The sequence below is a fragment of the Corynebacterium sp. HMSC066C02 genome (genome assembly GCF_001814945.1).
Classification (GTDB): Bacteria; Actinomycetota; Actinomycetes; order Mycobacteriales; family Mycobacteriaceae; genus Corynebacterium; species Corynebacterium aurimucosum.
Map to the genome: position 1 here is coordinate 57,128 of NZ_KV818474.1, position 20,777 is coordinate 77,904.

12 protein-coding genes are annotated in these 20,777 nt (G+C 64.2%); 5 read left to right on the top strand and 7 right to left on the bottom strand.

Annotation, left to right across the window (positions count from 1 at the left end):
• Positions 1–9: 9 nt before the first annotated feature.
• Both HMPREF2996_RS10675 and HMPREF2996_RS10680 read right to left on the bottom strand, forming a co-directional pair.
• Entirely contained in the window at positions 10–819 is an 810-nt protein-coding gene (locus HMPREF2996_RS10675) for a class I SAM-dependent methyltransferase (RefSeq protein ID WP_070443992.1), read from the bottom strand.
• A gap of 27 nt (positions 820–846) precedes the next feature.
• Entirely contained in the window at positions 847–1,338 is a 492-nt protein-coding gene (locus tag HMPREF2996_RS10680) for a DUF2505 domain-containing protein (protein ID WP_070731333.1), read from the bottom strand.
• A gap of 24 nt (positions 1,339–1,362) precedes the next feature.
• On the opposite strand from HMPREF2996_RS10680, the gene HMPREF2996_RS10685 reads away from it, so the two are divergent.
• Positions 1,363–2,484 carry a UDP-N-acetylmuramate dehydrogenase gene (locus HMPREF2996_RS10685; RefSeq protein ID WP_070731335.1) on the top strand — a complete coding sequence of 374 codons (1,122 nt, stop codon included), beginning with the start codon at positions 1,363–1,365 and terminating at the stop codon, positions 2,482–2,484.
• 15 nt (positions 2,485–2,499) lie between these two features.
• On the opposite strand, the gene HMPREF2996_RS10690 is transcribed toward HMPREF2996_RS10685, so the two are convergent.
• Positions 2,500–2,976, bottom strand: a complete 477-nt coding sequence (locus HMPREF2996_RS10690; protein ID WP_070731337.1) for an S-ribosylhomocysteine lyase — start codon at positions 2,974–2,976, stop codon at positions 2,500–2,502.
• An 84-nt stretch (positions 2,977–3,060) separates the two neighbouring features.
• Between HMPREF2996_RS10690 and HMPREF2996_RS10695 the strand changes: the two genes are divergently transcribed.
• Complete coding sequence (locus tag HMPREF2996_RS10695; protein WP_246823032.1) at positions 3,061–4,245, top strand: YihY/virulence factor BrkB family protein; 1,185 nt, start codon at positions 3,061–3,063, stop codon at positions 4,243–4,245.
• 114 nt (positions 4,246–4,359) lie between these two features.
• On the opposite strand, the gene HMPREF2996_RS10700 is transcribed toward HMPREF2996_RS10695, so the two are convergent.
• Both HMPREF2996_RS10700 and HMPREF2996_RS10705 read right to left on the bottom strand, forming a co-directional pair.
• Entirely contained in the window at positions 4,360–4,563 is a 204-nt protein-coding gene (locus HMPREF2996_RS10700; protein WP_070719015.1) for a hypothetical protein, read from the bottom strand.
• Positions 4,564–4,727: 164 nt separating this feature from the next.
• Positions 4,728–13,661, bottom strand: coding sequence for a type I polyketide synthase (locus tag HMPREF2996_RS10705; RefSeq protein WP_070731339.1), 8,934 nt, complete (start codon positions 13,659–13,661; stop codon positions 4,728–4,730).
• Between the two features lie 372 nt (positions 13,662–14,033).
• On the opposite strand from HMPREF2996_RS10705, the gene HMPREF2996_RS10710 reads away from it, so the two are divergent.
• Positions 14,034–14,960 carry a hypothetical protein gene (locus HMPREF2996_RS10710; protein WP_070731341.1) on the top strand — a complete coding sequence of 309 codons (927 nt, stop codon included), beginning with the start codon at positions 14,034–14,036 and terminating at the stop codon, positions 14,958–14,960.
• Here HMPREF2996_RS10710 and HMPREF2996_RS10715 read toward each other — a convergent pair.
• Together HMPREF2996_RS10715 and HMPREF2996_RS10720 are read right to left on the bottom strand one after the other, a co-directional pair.
• Positions 14,957–16,696 carry a long-chain-fatty-acid--CoA ligase gene (locus tag HMPREF2996_RS10715; protein ID WP_070645771.1) on the bottom strand — a complete coding sequence of 580 codons (1,740 nt, stop codon included), beginning with the start codon at positions 16,694–16,696 and terminating at the stop codon, positions 14,957–14,959. The two genes, HMPREF2996_RS10710 and HMPREF2996_RS10715, sit on opposite strands and share 4 nt — an antisense overlap.
• Before the next feature lie 165 nt (positions 16,697–16,861).
• The gene (locus HMPREF2996_RS10720) at positions 16,862–18,574 is read right to left on the bottom strand and encodes a long-chain-fatty-acid--CoA ligase (RefSeq protein ID WP_070443956.1); all 1,713 of its coding nucleotides are present in this window, start codon (positions 18,572–18,574) and stop codon (positions 16,862–16,864) included.
• Between the two features lie 76 nt (positions 18,575–18,650).
• Here HMPREF2996_RS10720 and mshA point away from each other — a divergent pair, with 76 nt between their 5' ends.
• Together mshA and HMPREF2996_RS10730 are read left to right on the top strand one after the other, a co-directional pair.
• On the top strand, positions 18,651–19,916 hold the full coding sequence (gene mshA / locus HMPREF2996_RS10725; RefSeq protein WP_070443953.1) for a D-inositol-3-phosphate glycosyltransferase: 1,266 nt from the start codon (positions 18,651–18,653) through the stop codon (positions 19,914–19,916).
• 89 nt (positions 19,917–20,005) lie between these two features.
• Positions 20,006–20,755, top strand: coding sequence for a phosphoglyceromutase (locus HMPREF2996_RS10730; protein ID WP_070645831.1), 750 nt, complete (start codon positions 20,006–20,008; stop codon positions 20,753–20,755).
• The last annotated feature ends 22 nt before the right edge of the window (positions 20,756–20,777 follow it).

The window sequence follows — 20,777 nt, forward strand, 5'->3', positions numbered from 1 at the left end:
CGCACGGGCTTAAAGTTGGCCAACTACGAGTTCCCAATCCACTGTGAGCACGTTATCCCGCAGGCGGCGGTTCACCGGATGGATGGGCACTGTCTGTCGGAGTTCTTTACGCGCCATGCGCCAGCGCACCCGCGGTCCATAAGGAGACCAGCCGGCGGCGCGGTCCCAGGCGGCATCGGCCGCTTGCAGGAGTTCATGGATTGGCTCACCCGGCACGTTGCGGTGGATGAGGATCTTGGGCAGGCGCTCCGCGATATCGCTGGGGCGCTGAACGTCGAAGGGATCCCAGGCGAGGGTCAGCGTGCGTGGACCGGCGGCGCTGAGAAGCACCCAGGCCGCCCTGCGCCCTAGCTCATCGCAGGTTCCCTCCACGAAGAAGCCGCCCGGAGCAAGACGCGAGGTCACCGTGTTCCAGGCTTTCTCTACTTGGTCAACGTCATACTGGCGCAGCACGTTGAAGGCGCGCACTAGCTGCGGGCGGTAGCCGGCAAGCTCGAAGCCACCGAGCTCAAAGGTGACGCCATCGCGCGGCGGCAAGACACGCTCGGGGGAAATCTCTAGGCCCGTTACCCGGGTATTCGGGTTAACGCTGCGCAGCCAGCCGGCCCACTCCACGGTGGTGGTGTGGGAGGCGCCGTAGCCGACGTCGAGAGCCAGCGGCTTACTCGTGGAGCGCAGCAGCGAAGAGATTTCAGGGTGCGCCACCATCCAGCGATCGCAGCGGCGCAGCCGGTTGGGGTTGGTGGTGCCGCGGGTAACAACGCCGAAAGGCCGACCAGCGCTTTCCTGAGCCTTCAGGTTATGCGCGTGATCGGCCATAGCAACAACTGTGGTGTAGGGAGTTGTTTAGAGGTTGTTGGAGATCCACTCTTCGGTGAGCTTGCCCTCGTTGGTGTAGAGCTCCTGCAGAGCCTCAGCGACCTTCGGCTCGATGGCAGCGCCCATCATCGGGATGTTGACGGAAACCTCGGTGACGTAATCCAGAACGGTGGTCTCATCCTGGGCCTTGTAGGTGATGTCACCCTTGAAGTCGACCGGGGTGCCCTTGACGTCAGCGAGGAAGGAGACGGACATCTGATCATCGACAACCTCGCCGATGGTCACGGTGCGCTTTTCCTTCAGGTCCTGGGAGACCATGGCGCGAACAGCCTCCGGGAGGAGGGAGGTCGGAAGAATTTCGTAGAGCACGGCGGTGTTGCCGGTGAACTCGTGCACGGTACCCGGTTCCGGGGACAGCTTGGCCACGATGAAGTCCCAGTACTCCCGTGTGGTCAGTGCCTTGTGCACCTTATCGATGGGCTGGTTGATGATAACGGTGTTTTCGCTACGGGTTGACATGAGTTACAGACTACCTTGGTAGACGTGCTAGATAAATTCCTGACCCTCGCTGACATTGACGGAGTCACTCTGGATTCCGAGACCACCTTCGCCGATCTCACGACGCTGCGCATCGGTGGTGCACCGCTGGTGACGGTGCGCTGCGCCAGCGCTGAGGCCGCTATCGCTGCGTTGGCAGCGCTTGACGAGTCCTCCCAGGACTACCTCGTTGTCGGCGGCGGCTCCAACCTCGTGGTGGCGGAAGGCCAGTTGGATGTCGTGGTGGTCACCCTCGACTTCGAGGACATCGACGTCACCGTGGCCAACGGACTCGTGCGCGCTGATGCGGGCGCGGTGTGGGATGACGTCGTGGCCCTGACCGTGGAGTGCGGTCTGGGCGGCATCGAGTGCCTTTCCGGCATCCCGGGCAATGCGGGTGCCGTACCGGTACAGAACGTCGGCGCCTATGGTGCGGAGACCTCCGACGTCCTCACGCAGGTCTACCTCTACGAGCGCGCTACCCGCACCGCGACGTGGGTACCGGCCGAGGAACTGGAGCTGGCCTACCGTTACTCCAACCTGAAGTTCACTGGCCGCGGCGTGGTGTTGGCTATTGAGCTGCAGCTGACCACCGATGGGCTGTCCACACCCCTGCGCTTTGGCCAGCTCACTCAGAACCCCGGTGAGCGCCGCCCGGTCGCGGACGTCCGCGAGGAAGTACTGAAGCTGCGCCGCAGCAAGGGCATGGTGCTCGACCCAGACGACCACGACACCTGGTCAGCCGGCTCTTTCTTTACCAACCCCATCGTGGAGCCGCAGCTTGCTGACTCCATCCAGGAAGCCGTCCGCGCCGCCCGCGGCGACGAGGATGCTGACCGCATGCCCCGCCATGCGGTGCCGGCAAGCGGCACCGCATCTGGAGAAGGAAAGGAAAAGCTCTCCGCTGCCTGGCTCATCGAGCGCGCTGGCTTTGCCAAGGGCTACCCAGGTGAAGAGTCGGGCGCGAAGGCAACACTTTCCACTAAGCACACCCTGGCGCTGACCAACCGTGGTGAGGCCACCGCAGACGACATCGTTGCGCTGGCCCGCGACATCCGCGCCGGGGTTCAGAAGGCCTTCGGCGTGACGCTGGAGCCGGAGCCCATCTGGCTGGGTGTGAGCATTTAAGGAGGACTTGGGTGGCTAGGCCATGACGTTGAGCCACTCATCCTTGGCCGCGAGGAAATCGCGTGCGGCCTCCTGTGCGCCCTCGAGTGAGTGGTGGGCGCCCCAGCCGCACTGCACTTCGTTGGCGGCAGGAACCTCGGTGGCATTGAGAATGTCATTTAGTGCGCCCTCGACAGCGCGGAGCAGCTCGTCCTGTTCCATGCCGTTGGTGATGGCGTAGAAGCCGGTACGGCAGCCCATTGGTGCAAAGCCGATGAGCTTGTCGGTGTAGTTGCGCATGAAGTTGGCCATCATGTGCTCGACCGAATGCAGTGCTTCGGTGCCGAGGTGCTCTTTGTTGGGCTGGCAGAAGCGCAGGTCATACTTGATAATCTCGACCCCGCCGCCCAGGTCAGTGCGGTCGGCGACGCGAATATAGGGGGCGTCGACAAGCCGGTGGTCAAGCTCGAAGGACTTTACGTTGATCTTGTTGTCGGTGTTCTTCTCAGTCATGCCTCCCCAGTGTAACCACGGCTTAGCCTGTGGTCTGAGTGTCCTTCCCCTGTATGCGGGCTGTGCCGCATACGCTGGTCAGATATGAGCGAAGAGGAGACCCGAGGCAACGCAATTCCGGCCGAAGAGCCAGAGACTATCGTGCCGTTTAAGAGCTCGACCATCCTTGAAGTCGAAGGCCACGATGATGAGCGCAACCCCCTCGCTAAAGGTAACCGCCTGCGCAAGGAGAGCTGGGGGCTGGTCATCCGCCGCACGTGGAATGACTTCTTCCACGATGCCTTCATGGACCGCGCCGCCGGGATGACCTACTTCACGCTCATGGCTTTTGCACCTACGGTGCTGGCCGCCTATTCCATCGCTACGCTTATCTTCTCCTCCCGCCAAGCGGAAGTGGAGCAGCTGACTTCTGAGTTCATTGAGCAATACGTTCCCGGGTCGCTATCAGAACAAGCCCATACGGTCGTCGGCACGATTATCGGCTCCAGCGCGCAGGGTACGTTGGCTCTGATCATCTCCCTGGCCATCTCGCTGTTTTCGGCGTCGGCGTATGTGCGGGCCTTCTCGCGGACAGCCAATACCGTGTACGGCCGGGTGGAAGGCCGCGGCATCATCCGCACGTGGGCGCTGATGTGGGGGCTGACAGCAGTCATTGTGGTCGGCGCGGTCATCGTGCTCTTTGCCAACTTGCTGCGTGATGCAGTTCTTAATGAAGGATTGATTCCGCTTGCACGCAACGTAGGACTAGAGGATGCCGCCACATACTTGGTACGAATCTTCCTCCCGGTGTGGAACTGGCTGCGCTTCCCAGTCACTGTGGTTGTGGTTCTCACGCTGATCGCGGTGCTCTATCACTTCGGTCCCAACGTGCGTCCCGGGCGCTTTAGGTGGATAACCTCCGGTTCCGTGGTGGCGCTTGTAGGCACGGTCGTGTCCTGGGGTTTGGTAGGCCTCTACCTGAAGTACCTCGCTGCGGCCAGCGCTTATGGTGCGTTGAGCACGGTCATGGCGGTCTTCGTGGCCACGTGGTTGATGAACACTGTGCTGATCGTCGGCATCAAGATTGATGCGGAGGTGTTGCGCGCCAAGGAGCTGCAACTGGGAATGCACTCCGAGCGCTTCATCCAAGCCCCGCCGCGTGCCGATAGCTCCTCCCAAGCCCAGGCCCGCGCCCAGGAGAGCTTGGAGCAGAGAGCGCGTGAGATTTCAGATAATGCGCGGCGGGCGCAGGACGAGCCGGCAGAAGAATCAGAGGAAGAACGCGCCTAGTTGCCAAAACCTTGGCCCCGCGTTGCATGGATCGGCGCTAAGTTTGGCAGATAGGGCAGTTGTGCAGCCGAGGGAAGGTGTATCTTCCGCGCTGCGTGCCCAGCCGGTGAGTTGTCACTGCGCAGATTCTTCAGCTACCCGGCGGTGGCCCGCGGCCTTGTCTCGCCTGCGTTTATTGAGGAGGGCCGAGATGAGGAATCCAAACCCTATAACCGTTGCGGTCTTGGTTGCCCACTCATAATCAGCCATGAGCCAACCGATAAGGGAAATGACGCTGAGCGAGCCGACTGCTGTGATGAGGAACTTCTCAATATCCATGTTTCACCCCTGAGTCGTGGAAGTCTCGTAATTAAGTAAACGGTGCATTATGGGAAAACTATCACGTAGTGATATGTGCGCAGGCAGAAAAGAAGCCGAGGAGGCCCGCTTCTTTGCGGACGTCCTCGGCTTGTTCTTAGGGCTTGCTGTTAGGGGCCAGCGCCTTAGGCGGAGGGGTAGGTGCCGTTATCGGTGAGGCGCGCGGAGTCGTCGAGAAGCATGGCAATCTCGGCGGCCTTGGCGTCACGTGCCGGGAGGCGGCGGCCTTCGATGACCTCGAAGAGCGGGGCGCGGCCCAACATGCCGGCCTCAAAGTGGGCGCGGCCAGTACGCAGGCGCTGCTCGGCGCGCTCACGCCATTGGGAAGCGGCATCCACCCCACGCTGCTGGGACACAGCCTGCTCAAACACGCCGGGGTGGGCGTAGACAATGAGAGCGCTGACGTGGCCGAAGCCAAGCGAGGTCAGTGCGGCGGCCTTCACGCTGTGGCCCGCCGCTGCGAGGTCCAGCGGGGAGCGCAGCCACACCAGGTTCGGCGCCTTCGGGGCGATGAGCGGGTCGACGCAGTCCAGGGACACGTTCGCCGGGATGCGGTGCGTGCGGAAGACGTCGATGATGCCGCCTGTCTGGAAGAGCGCGGCACCCGCCTTGGAGTGGCCGGTGAGCGTCTTCTGGGAGATGACGAACATCGGCTGATCCTCATCGCGGCCAATCGCTGGCCACAGCAGGGAGTGCAGCTCCGACTCGTTGGGGTCGTTGGCGTTGGTGGAGGTGTCGTGCTTAGACAGGACGCTGACGTCGTTGGGGGTGAGGCCCAGACCGCGCAGCGAACGTGCCAGGCGGGAGTTCTCCCGGCCGCGGCCAGCGCCCAGCGCACCCAGGCCAGGGGCCGGGATGGAGGTGTGGGCGCCGTCGCCATAGGAGGCGGCGTGCGCGACCACCGCGAGCACCGGCAGTCCTAAGTCGGCTGCTAATGAGGCACGAACGAGCAGGACCGTGCCGCCGCCCTCGCCTTCGAGGAAGCCGCCGCGGCGGCGGTCGTTGGCGCGGGAGATGAAGCGATCATTGATTCCCTTGGCGGTCATCTTGGCGGTCTCCGCGGTGGCGTTCATATCGCCGAAGCCCTGGAGGGACTCCACCTGGACATCGTCGATACCGCCGGCCACGACCACATCGGCCTTGCCCAAGGCAATCTTGTCCACGGCCTCCTCAATCGACACCGCTGCGGTAGCGCAGGCGCCGATGGGGTGAATCATGGAACCGTAGCCGCCCACCAGGGACTGCATGGTGTGCGCCGCGATGACATTCGGCAGGGCTTCCTGCAGGATGTCCGACGGGCGCTCCTCACCGAGGAAGCGGGTGACGAAGACCTTGTGCAGGGACTCCATGCCGCCGATACCGGTGCCCTGCGTGGTGGCCACCTGACCCGGGTGGATGGAGCGCAGCAGCTCCGCCGGGGAGAAGCCGGCCTGGGTGAAGGCATCCACCGCGCTGACCAGGTTCCACACCGCCATGCGGTCCAGGGAGTCGAGCATGTGCTCTGGGATGCCCCACTTGGCAGCGTCGAAGTCATCCGGTATCTGGGCGGCGACGGTGCGGGTCAGCGTGGCCTTGCGCGGGACCTTGACGGTGGCACCCTGGCGGCGGGTGACCTGCCATTCGCCGTCCTCCTCGACGATGCTGACGAACTCCGGGTCCGCGTCCTGGATATCGCGGGCGGTGGCCTCCGAATCCACGGTGAAGGTGACGTCGCGGTCGAGGAAGACGGTGGTCAGGTCGATGGAGCCGCGGTCGGTGAGGTGGTACTTATCCGTCAGGGTGCGCACGCCGGAGCGTGCGACGACCTCATCGCGGAAGCGCTCGAAGATGTCCTCCTCGGCGATCTCCTCATCGCTCTCCACGACGAACCAGCCCGGGTGTGGGTCCTCGCGCCATTCCACCAGCCCGGTCATCCAAGCCAGCTCCAGCACACCGGCTGCGGTCAGTTCCGCAGAACCATCGCGCTGCAGGCCATACTCGGCCTCGAAGCGCGTGCGGCCGGAGCCCCACGAGGAGACCTCGCCGATACCGGCGATGACCACCATGTCCTCCAGGTCCGTGGTGACTTGGCCAACTTCTTCCTCCAGGCCAGGCTGTACTGCTTGTACCTGGTTGGGCAGTGCGGTGATGGTGGCGGGGGCGTCCTTTTCCTCATGTGCAGCTGCGCCAGTGGTTCCTGCCGGCTCCACATCTGCGGCGAGCTCCTTGAGGGAGAAGCCCTCCAAGCCGCCGGTGAGGTCCTTCTCCAGCGGGGCGTGAGCTGCCTGCTCGCGCGAATCGGCGCTGGCCAGGTCCATGAGCTCGGCGGAAATCTCCTCCGGGCTCCACACCTTGATGCCGGCCTTCTCGGCGGCGGGCACCAGCCCATCGTTGCCGCCCATGAGGTGCGTGCCGGCGACCCAGCCGATCTTGGCCTGCGCCAGCGTGACACCCTGCGGCCAGCCGGCTTCGACTTTCCACTTGTTGAGGATGGCATCGAGTGCTGCCTTGACCTCGCCGTAGGCGCCGTCGCCACCGAAGGTGCCGCGGTTGGGCGAGCCCGGCAGGACAACGTGGCAGCGCTTGTCCACATCCTCCTGGCTCAGCCTTGCCAGCCCCGCGATGGTGCGCTCGACGGACCACAGCAGCAAGCGGGCCTGCGCCTCGGTGGTGCCGGAGGCATCCGCCAGCGAGCCGGATACGCTCGGCGCGGCGAAGGGGAAGGCCAGCGTCGGAGTGAGGGCCGGTTTGAGGATCTTGACCTCGTTGCCCACGGACTCGCGTTGCTCGGAGCCGATCCAGTCGATGAGCGCATCGATATCGCGGAAGCTCGACAGGTTTGCCGGGACCAGCCACAAGGCGGAACCAGCAGCCCCGTGCTCGGCGTAGAGCGTGCGCGCGAATTCCTTGCGGGCCTGGCTGACACGAGAGGCAGTCATGATGACGGTTGCGCCGCCCTCCAGCAGGCGCTCCACCAGCGCGGTGGCGATGGAACCAGGGGCAGCACCCGTGACCAGGGCAACCTCACCGGCATACGCGCCGGGGGTGGTGTCCATTGCGGCCTTGGCGATATCCTCGCGCTTCCACCAGCGCGCCTGACGCGCCAGATCCTCGCCGGCACCGCGGAAGCTGTTCACCGGGTACTCGGCCTGGCCCAGTGCCAGGCGGGCGAGGCGCTCGCGGGCGATGGCCCAGGAGTCGTCGAAAAGCACGGCCTTGTTCGCATCGAAGGAGGGCGTGACGGACTTGAGCCAGCCGGAGCCGAGCTCTGCCTCGACGGCATCGATGACGGTGGTATCCGGCGCCTCGATGAGCTCCGGCTCAGAGTCCAGACCCAGCTGGGTAAGAACCTGGCGGGCGACAGTAGCCAGCACACCGTTCTCACCGGTGACGGTCTCGGCGAAAGCATCCAAAGCAGCAGAGTCGACCACGGCACCGCCACCGGCACCACCGGCGGCCGCGCCCTTGGACACGGAGGCACCGTGGGTAGCGGCGACGGCTTGGACGGCGGCGTCGATCAGCTCGTGTGCTGCGGACTTCGAGGTAGCGCTCGCCGGCACGGTGCTCAGCGAGCCGCCGCGCACGGAGTCCTCTTCACGGGAGCCGAGCAGGATCTCTGCCTCGACGTGGGCAACCCAGGATTCGGGCAGGCCCCAGGTTCCGGTGACGTAGTCCGCCACGGCGGTGGGCTTGAGACCGGCAGCGCCGAAGAGCTGGCGCAGGCGCGCGCCGACGGCCTCACCCAGAACCGGGCCGAAAGCGGAGTAGCCCGGGGCGGCGGTGGCGACCTTCTCGCGCAGCGTGGCCACGTCGGCATCGGCGGCGCCATCGATGGCCGGCACGCCGATTTCCGCCGACATGTCCATGAGCAGCTGGTTGCGGCGCGAAGACACGCCGTTGGTCAGCTCTTCCACGGTGTCGGAGTCCGTGATCTGGTCCACGCGGATCTTGTTCTGGAAGGCGAAGAGCACCATGATGGCCTCCGCCGCACCAAAACGCAGCTCGGGGGCGTCGCCGGAGGCAGCTGACGCGGTAGGTGCAGGAGCCGGTGTAGCTGGCTCGGCCGCAGCCGGAGCCTCGCCAGTCTCGACTGGTGCCTCGCTGGCCTGCGGAGCTTCCTCCGCAGCGGATTCCGGTGCCGGTTCGGCGGCGGAGGCTTCGGAGACGTCGGCAAGCATGACCTGCTCCTGGTCGCGCTCCACATTGAGCACGCGGATGGTGCCCTCCGGGATGCCAGCAACAGCCAGCGAGCGGGAAGCCAGGTTGGTCAGCGTCGGGGAAGAAGCCAAGCCGACCTCGATGATCTGCTCGACCTTGCCGAAGAGGAGCTCCTGGGTCTCAATCCAGCGCACAGGCGAAGCGAACTGCCAGGACAGCAGCTCGATGAGCAGCAGGCGGGCGAGCTCGTGCTCGTTCAGGTCCTCCACCTTCAGCCCGTCCAGCTTGCCGGAGGGAGCCAGCGGTGCCACGGCGTCGACGAAGTCCTGGGTGAGTTCGAAGGGGCGGGCCACCAGGTTCGGGATGTAGCGGCCTACCAGGGCATCCAGATCCAGCTCCTGCGGCAGCAGCTCATCGAGCTTCTCCGCGAAGGCCGGAACGCCCTCGCGCAGTACGCGGGAGTGGAAAGGAACATCGATACCCGGGACCATGACCGCCGCGCGCGGGGCGATGGCATTGGCCTTGTCCACCAGGGCTTTGAGTCCTTTCTTGGTGCCGGCGACGGAGTACTGCTGGCCGCGGATGTTGTAGTTAACAATCTCCAGGAACTCACCGCTGGCCTCGGAGACCTCAGCCACCCAGGCGTCGACGCTGTCTGCATCAATGCCGGCCATGTTCGGGCGCAGTGCCGCCATGGCGTACTCGGAGTTGCCCTCCGCATCGCGCGGGACCAGGCTGCCCATGGCGGAGCCGCGGGAGTAGACGATGTCGATGACACCCTCAAGGTCAAAGATATTCGCCAGCGAGGCCAGCGCGGTGTACTCGCCCAGGGAGTGGCCGGCGAAATAGGAGGTCGGGGCCAGGGCGTCCTCGGCGCGCAGGCGCTCGGTCTGGGCATAGGCCACCACAGCCAGGGCCACCTGCGTGAACTGGGTCAGGTGCAGCACGCCCTGCGGGTGGCGGAAGGTGGTGCCGCGAACGGTGAGCTCCGTCGGGTTCTCATCGATGACTTTCTGGATGCTAAAGCCGAGGTTCTCGCGGGTATGCACATCGGCGCGGCGCCAGGCCTCGCGCGCTGCCGGGGAGGCCTGGCGGTCACCCTTGCCCATGCCTTCGGCCTGGATGCCCTGGCCGGGGTAGACGTACGCCGTGGTCGGCGCGGCAAGCAGGGCCTGTCCGCGGGAGACGACTTCGCCCTCGATGCGGCAGGTGACTTCGAGGGCCTGGTGGATGCCCTTGCGGCCGACGCGCTCGACGGTGACCTCGATGTCATCACCCAGCTGCACCATGCCGTACATGGAGTAGGTCCAACCCACCACGCGGCCGTGGCGCCCTGCCACTTGCTGTGCAGCGGCCGAGAGCCACATACCGTGCACCAGCGGTGCCTGCAGGTTAACCAGCTGGGCCGCATTATAGGACGTGTGAATCGGGTTGTAGTCACCGGAAACCAGCGCAAACGGCGTCATGTCCTGCGGGGCGGTGACGGTGGCGCGGTCGACGAAGGAGCGCGGCGTTGGTACCACCTTGGTGGCGGACTTGCCGCCGCCCCACTCCGGTGCCAGGCTCGGTGCGGCGGTGCCGGTGGCGCGGCCGCGGATGGCAAAGCGGTGCATCTGCGTGGCTACGATGTCACCGGAAGCGTGATCCTTGAGCTCGAGCTCCACCGTGACGATGCGTCCGGAGACGGATTCCTCGATGGCGGTGCAGGAGGAGGTGACGTCGATCTGGCGGCCGTCGGCAAGCTGCTCCAGCGGCACGCGCAGGTCGATGACGTGGTCCAAGTGCACCGCGTTAAGCAGGCCTTCGATGACCGGGTAGCCATCCTCTAGGCGGCCGGAGCCGAGCGCGGCATAGATGGCCGGCCAGCACGGGCCGACCAGGACATCCGGGGTGCCGGCTTTCTCTGTGGAGGACTCACCGCAGGTCACCGCGCTGTGTGCGGAGAGCAGCGAAGCAGGGAAGTGGAAGGAGTAGCCGGACTCGACGGTGGGCATCTTAGTGATCTCATCGCCCTGCTCTGCCGTGGAGCCGACACCAGCCAAGCCCTCCAGGAGGGTGAAGACGGAGTTAGGCAGGCGCTCCTCGGAGACCACCGGGGAGCCACCCGTGGCTACATCCTCCGGCAGGTCCACAGGGACGGTGACCTCGCGAACGTAGAAGGGGCGCTGCTCCTCCGGCAGGTCATCCCAATAGGAGTCCGCCGTGATAACAATCTCCCAGTTGCCTTCAGCATCCTGGCGCAGGTCGAAGGCGTTCTCATCCATCTCATAAGCCGGGTTGGCCATGAGGTGGCCGTGCCACAGCAGGGTAGGAGAAGTGCGCAGGAATGCGGCCTCATCGGCGGCGGAGTTCAGGCGGGAGAAAGCCTTCTGCGGCTTGACTCCCTGCTCCAGCAGCGCATCCGTGGTGGCCTGCTCGAAGCGGGCAAGCAGGTCCGCCACGGGCTCGTTCTTCTTGGTAATGCCCGCCACGGCCACGGGGCCGGGGATGATGCGCACCTGGTCAGCGGTGTAGCGCTCATCCTGTGCCTGCCAGAGGGTGTCCTTGCCAAACCAGGACTTCAGGTCACCGTCCAGGGCCGGTACCCACGGCATGGGCTTGACGTGCTTGTAGTGCAGGGAAATCCACCAGGCGGCATCGCGCGCGGAGACCTCGGTGGTGCGTGCGGCAGGGTAAGCATCCAGCAGCTTGGCCACGGCCTGCGGGGCATCGTGCACAGCTTCCACAGCGGGGAAGAGGGTTTCAATCTGGCCGTGGTCGGCCGGGTTCAGGCGGGCCTCAACGCGGTGCAGGAGATCGAAGAAGCGATCATCCCAGCTGGGATCCACGAACGGATGGGCCAGCTCCACGAAGCGCTCGAGCCACTCCGCGTAGGTCATGGACTCCACATCGCCGAAGTAAGGCTTGCAGGTCTTGGCCAGGGCGTCGATGATCTCCTGGCGGTGGGCCGGGTATTCCTCGATGCTCAAGGAAGTAATCAGGCGCGAGGCCGCAGCGAAAGAATTATCCAGGTCGTGGATGTCCGCTAACAGGTGGGACTGCGAGGATGCCACGCCGTGCGCGCCGGTGCCGCGGCCGACCCATCCGCCGTTCTTGGAAGGCGAAATTCCTTCCGTGTTGACCAGCAGGTCCTTCACCGAATCGGTGGCCTTGGCTTCCTTGGTGGCCATGGCGACGGTGCCGAGGAAGACGGCGTCGACAGGCATGGCCGGCATAGCGTGCTTCTTCGCCCACTCACCGGTGAGGTAGGAGGTGGCGCGATCCGGGGAGGCGATGCCGCCGCCGACTGCCAAGTAGACGTTGGGGTGCTGGCGGATTTCGGCGTAGGTATCCAGCAGCATGTCATCCAGGTTGACCCAGGAGTGGTGGCCGCCGGCGTGGCCGTCCTCGACCTGCATGATGATGCGGTCCTCCGGGTAGGTCGTGGCGATGGCCAGCACATCCCGGATCTGCTTCGCGGTGCCGGGCTTGAAGGAGATGAAGGGGAAACCATCGGCGTGAAGGCGGTCCAGCAGCTCGCCAGCTTCCTCTACTTCCGGGATACCGGCGGAGATGCACACGCCGTTGAAAGCCGCACCGGCCGCGCGTGCCTTGGGCACGATGCGCGCCTGGCCGAAGTGCAGGTTCCACAGGAAGCGGTCAAAGAACATGGTGTTGAACTGCGCCGTGCGGCCAGGGCGCAGGTGCTGCTCCATTGTGGCCAGGTGGGCGCGGAAGACCTCATCGGAGTACATGCCGCCGCCGGCCATCTCCGTCCAGTGGCCAGCGTTGGCTGCCGCGGCCACGATCTCACCATCAGCGGAGGTCGGCGTCATGCCGCCCAGCATGATCGGGGACAGGCCCGTGAGATCGGAGAAGCGGGTCTGGGTATAGGTGCGACCGTTGGGAAGCTCGATGGTGCGCGGGGCGAAGTCAGCGTAGTTCAGGGCCTTGGGCAGTTCAGCGCCCGGCGTCGCCAGCGCATCAAGCTCCTGCGGGGTGGCGGCCGAGACCACCGTGACTCCCGTGCCTTCCACCACGCGGCGGGTGATGTTCGCCAAGGCGCGGTCGAGAACAATGAGGTGCTCGGAGTCGAGCGCGGCGAGCGTGGCCGGCCAGTCGTGTTCGGTGACCAGGATGGCTTCGGCCTGCGCGCGGGCCTCATCCGCGTCGAGGCCGCACTGCTTAGCCAGCGTCACGGTGCGCTCGGCCGCTGGGGCGAGCACCGGGTTGTGGAAAGGAAGGGCCACGGGCAGCTCATCAAAGCGGGGGCTGAGCTCATCGCCGCCGACGGTACGCTTCTCCAGCTCGGCGTTGAAGCTCTTCACGGCCTCGTCGATGGCGGTGCGGGTGGCAGCCAGGTCCTCCGGGCTGCCGGACAGCGCAAAGTGGCGGCGGCCGTTGACCACGGCGATGGCGGCGGTGCCGTGCAGGTACTCGGTGATGAAGCTGCGCTCCAGGCCGCGAATGGACAGCATCTGGGAGCGCGGATCGGAGCCGTTGACCGCGCTGGCGGCGGTGCCCATCAGGATGGCCAGGGCCAGGGCTTGCGCTGGCTTGTCGACGGCCAACGCGCCCAAGCTGCCCTGCGAATGCCCAGCGCGCTCGTCGATGTCGACGCCCAGGTCACGCAGCTGCTCGATAGCGGCAATCTGGCCGAGGACGATGCCGGGGATGGAGACCGCCGGCAGGGCATCGAGGGACGTGGACTCGGTGGAACCCGCAATGAGCTGCTCGAGGCGCTCGAGCGCGCCGGGGCACGTGGAGGCGATGGTGCGTGCGGCGGGGCCGGTGAGGCTGCGTGCCTGGGCGAGGGTCTCGCGCAGGGTGTCAGCAGTGGCGGCAGACTGCGCGGCGGTGGTGATGAAACCCTGCCAATCGGAGCCTTGTCCGGCGAAAAGCACGGCCGGGCGGGGCATGGAATGCAGCATAGTAACAGGCATCTTTCCTCTTTTGAGCTGATGGGGAACGGTTTTATGAAGAGCTGTGGGCAAGATTAGTTAGCCCTACAGAACAATCATGATGTGCCACCGTAGTCGAAGCTTTCACGCAAAGCTGTCTCCCGCGCGGAAAATGTGAGGTTTTTCTCACGTTTGGGTTGTGGGGGTACTCGCCGCGTCTCCGCCGCGCGAAGTTGCGCAACCTTTTGTATTCTTGGCCTCACTGCAGCGGCTCGGGGAGGAGCAGGGGTGGCTCAGCATCGGTTCGCGCAGCATGAAAGAAAAGAAAAACAAGCGGGGACTATGTCTCAATCAGCAACCGAGAAAACAAACAAGACACCAGCTCGGCTCAGCAAAAGCCGAGTAATCAAAACTATGACCAAGCTGGCCGGAAAGCTGGAGGAAGATTCCTCCACCGGCTTGCCCACCATCAGAATTGCCGGCGGGCTCTTAAGCATCGACGTCAACGAGGACAAGGGCGGCCTCTGTGTCTTCGGGTATTGGGGCGGTGCAGTGCGCTTCAACCCGGACCGGCAGCCTTTGCGCATGGAGGTCAATGATCTCAACGGCGGTGGAATCTCTGGCAACCTCGTTGCCGAGCCCTGCGGAAGCTCCACTATGCATACCCACCTGCTGGTCCTCGCGCCGCCTTATCTGCCGTCGACGGCCACGAATGCCCAGCTCAAGAGCATTATCGCGGGCTATGCGGCCGAAATGTCGGCGGTCTTCGCGCGCCTGGATGAGCAGTTTCCGGAAGAGCCCTCCAAGCCACGGAAGGGGTCTGGGCTTAAGCCGGTATCGCCCCACTATTTCAGCGAGGCCTATGGGGTTTCAGCGGTGGGGATGTGGCGAGTGTACGAGCGCGCCACGCGCCTGGCAATGATCGGCACGCCCGTTCACGTGGTGGACCACCGGAATAGGGCCGTGAGCATCCTCATCAATGAACACGCGATCACTATTGAATCCGCTCGTGATGGCTCCGGGGATATTGAACTCAGCCTCGTAACGCCCTCCGGCCGCTGTGCGTGCGACCTTGATGCGCTCGTGCGCCGGGCTGAGTTTATGAACGATGATCAGTACGTCTACTCCGCGCGCATCGAGGCGGTGAACCTCGACGGTGCCGAAGAACAGGACCTGGTGTTAGTGACCACGGCCCGCATTCCCACGAAGTGGGGCTACACCGATGAGCAGCTGGATTGGCAGCTCAGCACGTTAGTGAGCCAGCTTGTCGGTGCGGGTGAAGCGTTCTACCGAACCTTCAACCCCACGCGCGTGATGCGCTATATCGACCGCGCGGCTTAGGCGGAAGCTTCTTTGCCGAGCAGTTTCAGGAGGTCCTGCTGCACTTCGCGGCGGCGGACCTTGCCCAGCTGGTCGGAGGCCAGGTGCTCGAAGTGGTAGAAGGTGCGCGGCACCTTGTAGCGGGTCAGGCGCTCGCGGCAGTAGTCCTTGAGGCCCTCCGGATCGAGCACCGCGCCATCCTCCAGCACGATGCAGGCCACGACGTCTTCGGAACCATCTGCGCGCGGGCGGCCGACGATGGCCACGTTGGTAACGTCCGGGTGCTGGCGGATAACGTCTTCCACTTCGGCCGGGTACACATTGAAGCCGCCGGTAATGATCATCTCCTTGATACGGGAGACGATCTTGATGAAGCCATCGGACTCCATGAGTGCCATGTCGCCCGTGCGGTACCAGCCATTATGGAAGGCGTTCTCCGTGGCTTCTGGCATGTTGAAATAGCCCTTGAATACCTGCGGTCCGCGCACGAGGAGCTCGCCCGCGGTGCCGTCCGGCTGAGTTTCATCGAGGTTGTCTGGGTTGCCGATGCGCACCGCGGTATCCGGGAAGGGGATGCCGATATAACCGGGACGGCGGTTCTTGTTGAGCGGGTTCGCGGCCACGATCGGAGAGGTTTCCGTGAGCCCATAGCCCTCCACGAGCAGGCCGCCGGTCAGCACCTCCCATTCCTCAACGATCTCCGCTGGTAGCGCTGCTGCACCCGAGAGGCTGTTCCCGATGCCGTGGAGATCGATGTTCTGTTCCTTGGCTGCCTCCATAACCTTGGAGTAGATCGTGGGCACGCCCGGCATCCAGGTGGGGAGGCGCTTCTTCATGATGTCAAGGAGCAGCGGAACCTTCGGTGCGGGGGTGAGGACGAGCTCGCCACCAATGTGCACGCCGAGGGCGGCGATGAGGGTGAGTCCATAGACATGGAAGAGGGGGAGGGCGGCGAGCATGCGCTCGGGCTTCTTGCCCAATTCAGGGACCCACGCTTCCGCCATCTTCATGTTGCAGTACAGGTTGGAGTGGGTCAGCTCCGCTCCCTTGGGTCTGCCGGTGGTTCCGGAGGTGTAAAGGATTAGTGCGGTATCGTCGCGGTTGACCTTGGCGTCTTCGAGCTTCTGGCCCTGCCCGCCGATGGCGCGGCCTGTGAGCGTGCTCCACGGAACGGTGTTGGGGGCGGGAACTGAAAGCTCGGCCCGCTTGTCCTTAATGAAAGGAAGGGGCAAGCGCAGGAGCAGCTGCTTGGGGCGCGGCATGGCCTCAATCATGTTGACCGTAACGATCGTTTCCAGCGGCGTGGAATCACGCAGCTCCTCAAAGACCGGGCTCGCCTTATCCCAGACCACGGCCACGCGGGCGGCGTGGTCCTGGAAGAGGGGCTCGAGCTCAGCCGCGGTGTAGAGTGGGTTGTGCTCCACGACGGTCGCCCCGAGCTTCAAGATGGCGTAGAAGACCGCCACGTGCTGGGGGCAGTTGGGGAGTGCCACGGCGACGCGGTCGCCGGGGCGAATGCCGAAGGCCTTGAGGCCCGCTGCGGCGGCGCGCACGTGGGTGTCGAGTTCGCGGTAGGTCATCTGGTGACCAAAGAACCACGTGGCGGGCCTTTCGCCGAATTCCTCCACGGTTTCTCGGTAGGAGTCCAAGAGCGTTTCGGTACCGTAATCCAGATTGGGCTTAGTCCACTCAGGGTAATACTGGAGCCAGGCTTTCGTCTCAAAGGCGGAGGAGGCCTGGGCAGGGGATTCGGTCATGTTCGCGAACTCCTTAGGTGGTCAAACTTGTTATGTTTGGAACAGTATAACCAATCTGTGACAGAAGTCTCGCAAAACTTAGCAAAGTTGCTTCGAGGAGTGAAAATACTATAACCTCGGTGATATGCGTCTATCACGCAGGGATCGCTCCGGGGCTATGGAGTGCTACTTCTCCGCCTTGAGGCGCTCGAGTAGATCCGCCTGAACCTCGCGGCGGCGAATCTTGCCCAGCTGGTCCGTGGCCAGCTTCTCAAAATGGTAGAAGGTGCGCGGCACCTTGTAGCGGGTCAGGCGCTCGCGGCAGTAGTCCTTGAGGCCTTCGGGGTCGAGCGCGGCGCCGTCGTTCAGCACGATGCAGGCCACGACGTCCTCCGAGCCGTCCGAACGCGGGCGGCCCACCACGGCGGCCTCCGCCACGTCTGGGTGGTCCAGCAGCGTTTCCTCAACCTCGCCGGGGTAGACGTTGAAGCCGCCGGTGATGATGATTTCCTTAATGCGGCTGACCAAGCGGATGAAGCCATCTTCCTCCATCACGCCCATATCACCGGTGCGGAACCAGCCATTGTGGAAGGCCTTCTCGGTGGCTTCCTCATCGCCGAAGTAGCCCTTGAAAATCTGCGGGCCGCGGGCCAGGACCTCACCTTCTTGGCCGTCCGGCATGGTCTCATCCAGGTTCTCCGGGTTGGCGATGCGAATTTCGGTATCCGGGAAGGGGATGCCCACGTAGCCGGGGCGGCGGTCGTTGCTCATGGGGTTGCCCACGATGATGGGCGAACACTCCGTCAGGCCATAGCCCTCCACGAGCAGGCCACCGGTGTACTTTTCCCACTTCTCCACGGTATTGACCGGCAGGGTCGAGGCACCGGAGAAGGCCGCGCGCACGCCATCGAGGGAGACGTCGTTTTCTTCCGCCTTCGCCACAATGCGCTCGTACAAGGTCGGCACACCCGGCACCCAGGTTGGGGTGTGCTTCTTCATGAGATCCATGATGAGCGGCATCTGCGGGCTCGGAAGCAGCACCAGCTCGCTGGCGATGAGCGGCGCCAAGGTGGCGTTCATGGTCAGGCCATAGGCATGGAAGAAGGGGAGGGCGGCGAGCATGCGCTCAGGGGAATCGCCCAGGCCCGGTACCCAGTGCTTGCCCATCAAGATATTGGAGAAGAGGTTGCCGTGGGTCAGCTCCGCGCCCTTGGGGCTACCAGTGGTGCCGGAGGTGTAGAGGATCAGCGCGGTGGTGTCCTTGGTGACTTCCTCCGGGGTGATGACGTCAGAACCATCGCCGCCGATCGCGTTGCCCACGAGGGATTCCCACGGCACCGTATTCGGGGCCGGGGCGGTGAGCTGATCGCGCTTGGACTTCAGCGGCGGAATAGGCAGGCGCAGGGCTAGGCGCTGCGGAGTCGGCATCGCGTTGATCATGTTGATGGAGACGACGGTCTCCAGGGAGGTCGTCGGGCGCAGCTTCTCCAAGGTGGAGGCCGTTTTATCCCACGCAATGGCGATGCGTGCGCCGTGGTTCTTAAACAGGCCCTCCAGCTCGTGGGCGGTGTAGAGCGGGTTGTGGAGCACCGCGATGGCGCCCAGCTTGAGTACGGCCCAAAAGGCGGAGATGAACTGCGGGCAGTTGGGGGCGACGATGGCAACGCGGTCTCCCGGGCGCACGCCGAAGGCGCGAAGGCCGGCGGCTGCGCGGCGAACCTGCTTGTCCAACTCGGCATAGGTCTGCGTGCGGCCGAAGAAGTAGGTTGCCGGCTTGTCGGGGTGGAGCGCGAGGTTGTTGTCGTAAACGTCGAGAAGCGTGGTGTCCCCGTACTCCAAGCTGTGCGGGGTCCACTCCGGGTAGTACTGGAGCCACGCCTTGGACTCGTATGCCGACATCGATTCACCTTTCGGTCGCGTAGGTTGAGGTACGGGCCAGTATAACGCGGCTCGTTTCGGGATACACTGGAAAATTATGCGCATCGCGATGATTTCCATGCACACCTCGCCCCTTGAACAGCCCGGTTCCGGGGACGCGGGCGGCATGAATGTCTATGTTCTTAACACTGCCCGCCAGCTCGCGCGCCTCGGCGTAGAGGTCGATATTTTCACTCGCGCCACGCGCCCCAGTCAGGGGGAAGTGGTGGACGTCGAGGAGCGCCTGCGCGTCATCAATATTGTGGCGGGACCCTATGAAGGCCTCAGCAAGGAGGAACTGTCCACGCAGCTGGCCGCGTTCACGGGCGGCATCTTCAACTTCGCGCGCTGTTTTGAGGTGGAGTATGACGTTATCCACTCCCACTACTGGCTCTCCGGCCAGGTGGGCTGGCTGCTGCGTGACCTTTGGGACGTCCCTCTTGTCCACACCGCACACACGCTGGCCGCGGTGAAGAACGTGCACCGCACGCTCGATGACACCCCGGAAACCGAAGCCCGCCGCATTTGCGAGCAGCAACTGGTGGATAACGCCGACATCCTGGTGGTCAACACCGCCCAGGAAACCCGCGATCTGATCGAGCATTACGACGCCTCGCCGGAGAATATCGTCGTGGTCTCCCCGGGTGCAGATACCGAGCTGTATACCCCGGGTACAGACCGTATGACGGAGCGCGCCCGCCGCCAGCTGGGCATCCCGCTGCACACCAAAGTCGTGGCCTTTGTGGGTCGCCTGCAAAAGTTCAAGGGCCCCGACGTGCTCATCCGCGCCGCCGCGGAGCTGATGGAGCGCGATCCGGATCGTCGCCTGCGCGTGATCATCTGTGGCGGTGCCTCTGGGGCGAATTCCTCGCCGGATGCCTACCACAACCTCGCTCGTGAGCTGGGGGTGGAGCGCGTCGTGCGCTTCCTGAGCCCGCGCCCGCCGCAGGAGCTCGTGGCCATCTATCAAGCCGCGGATATCGTCGCGGTGCCCAGCTATAACGAGTCTTTCGGGCTGGTAGCCATGGAAGCGCAGGCCTCCGGAACGCCCGTGGTGGCAGCGGCCGTCGGCGGCTTGCCTATTGCCGTCGCGGATGGTGACACGGGCTTGCTCGTTCACTCCCATTCGGCGCAGGATTGGGCTGACGCGCTAGAGCAGTTGCTTGACGACGACCCCCGCCGCATCGCCATGGGCGAAGCCGCCGTCGATCACGCCCAGCAGTTCAGTTGGGCAGCGGCCGCCACCCAGCTGGAGAATATTTATGCCGATGCGATGAGTATCGAGATTCCGGACTGTCATGCGCGCCGGGCAATCGGATACTAATCCCACATAAATGGGCATAAACCCACACTTAGGGGTGATGTGCTCGGGTTCACAGGCGAGCCGCCGAAAAACGTGGCATGCTGGTGTTTATGAGTAACGGAAAGCTGATTCTACTTCGACACGGACAGTCCGAATGGAACGAGTCCAACCAGTTCACCGGTTGGGTTGATGTCAACCTCACCGCCAAGGGTGAGGGCGAGGCCAAGCGTGGCGGCGAGCTGCTCAAGGAACAGGGCATCTTGCCGAATATCGTCTACACCTCCCTGCTGCGCCGTGCCATCCGCACCGCCAATATTGCGCTCAACGCTGCGGACCGCCACTGGATCCCGGTCGTGCGCGACTGGCGCCTCAACGAGCGCCACTACGGCGCCCTGCAGGGCCTCAACAAGGCAGAGACCAAGGATAAGTACGGTGAGGAGCAGTTCATGGCATGGCGCCGTTCTTACGGCACCCCGCCGCCGGAGCTGGAGGATGGCGCCGAGTACTCCCAGGCCGGTGACCCGCGCTACGCCAACCTGGATCAGGTTCCGCGTACCGAGTGCCTGAAGGATGTCGTCGAGCGCTTCGTTCCTTATTTCGAGGAGGAGATCCTCCCGCGCGCCAAGAAGGGTGAGACCGTTCTCATCGCCGCACACGGCAACTCCCTGCGCGCGCTGGTCAAGCACCTGGATCAGATCTCCGATGAGGAGATTGCCGGCCTTAATATTCCAACTGGTATCCCGCTGGTCTACGAGATCACCGAGGACGGCTCCGTGGTGAACCCGGGCGGCACCTACCTCGATCCGGAAGCTGCTGCTGCCGGTGCTGCCGCCGTGGCCGCTCAGGGTGGAAAGAACTAAACACCGAGCAAGCTGCGTGCTG

Bases quoted from the DNA above. Each gene is read 5' to 3' on its own strand.
- HMPREF2996_RS10695 (WP_246823032.1), top strand. From the start codon at position 3,061: ATGAGCGAAGAGGAGACCCGAGGCAACGCAATTCCGGCCGAAGAGCCA.
- HMPREF2996_RS10675 (WP_070443992.1), bottom strand. From the start codon at position 819: ATGGCCGATCACGCGCATAACCTGAAGGCTCAGGAAAGCGCTGGTCGG.
- HMPREF2996_RS10690 (WP_070731337.1), bottom strand. From the start codon at position 2,976: ATGACTGAGAAGAACACCGACAACAAGATCAACGTAAAGTCCTTCGAG.
- mshA (WP_070443953.1), top strand. From the start codon at position 18,651: ATGCGCATCGCGATGATTTCCATGCACACCTCGCCCCTTGAACAGCCC.
- HMPREF2996_RS10720 (WP_070443956.1), bottom strand. From the start codon at position 18,574: ATGTCGGCATACGAGTCCAAGGCGTGGCTCCAGTACTACCCGGAGTGG.
- HMPREF2996_RS10730 (WP_070645831.1), top strand. From the start codon at position 20,006: ATGAGTAACGGAAAGCTGATTCTACTTCGACACGGACAGTCCGAATGG.
- HMPREF2996_RS10700 (WP_070719015.1), bottom strand. From the start codon at position 4,563: ATGGATATTGAGAAGTTCCTCATCACAGCAGTCGGCTCGCTCAGCGTC.
- HMPREF2996_RS10715 (WP_070645771.1), bottom strand. From the start codon at position 16,696: ATGACCGAATCCCCTGCCCAGGCCTCCTCCGCCTTTGAGACGAAAGCC.
- HMPREF2996_RS10710 (WP_070731341.1), top strand. From the start codon at position 14,034: ATGACCAAGCTGGCCGGAAAGCTGGAGGAAGATTCCTCCACCGGCTTG.
- HMPREF2996_RS10680 (WP_070731333.1), bottom strand. From the start codon at position 1,338: ATGTCAACCCGTAGCGAAAACACCGTTATCATCAACCAGCCCATCGAT.
- HMPREF2996_RS10705 (WP_070731339.1), bottom strand. From the start codon at position 13,661: ATGCCTGTTACTATGCTGCATTCCATGCCCCGCCCGGCCGTGCTTTTC.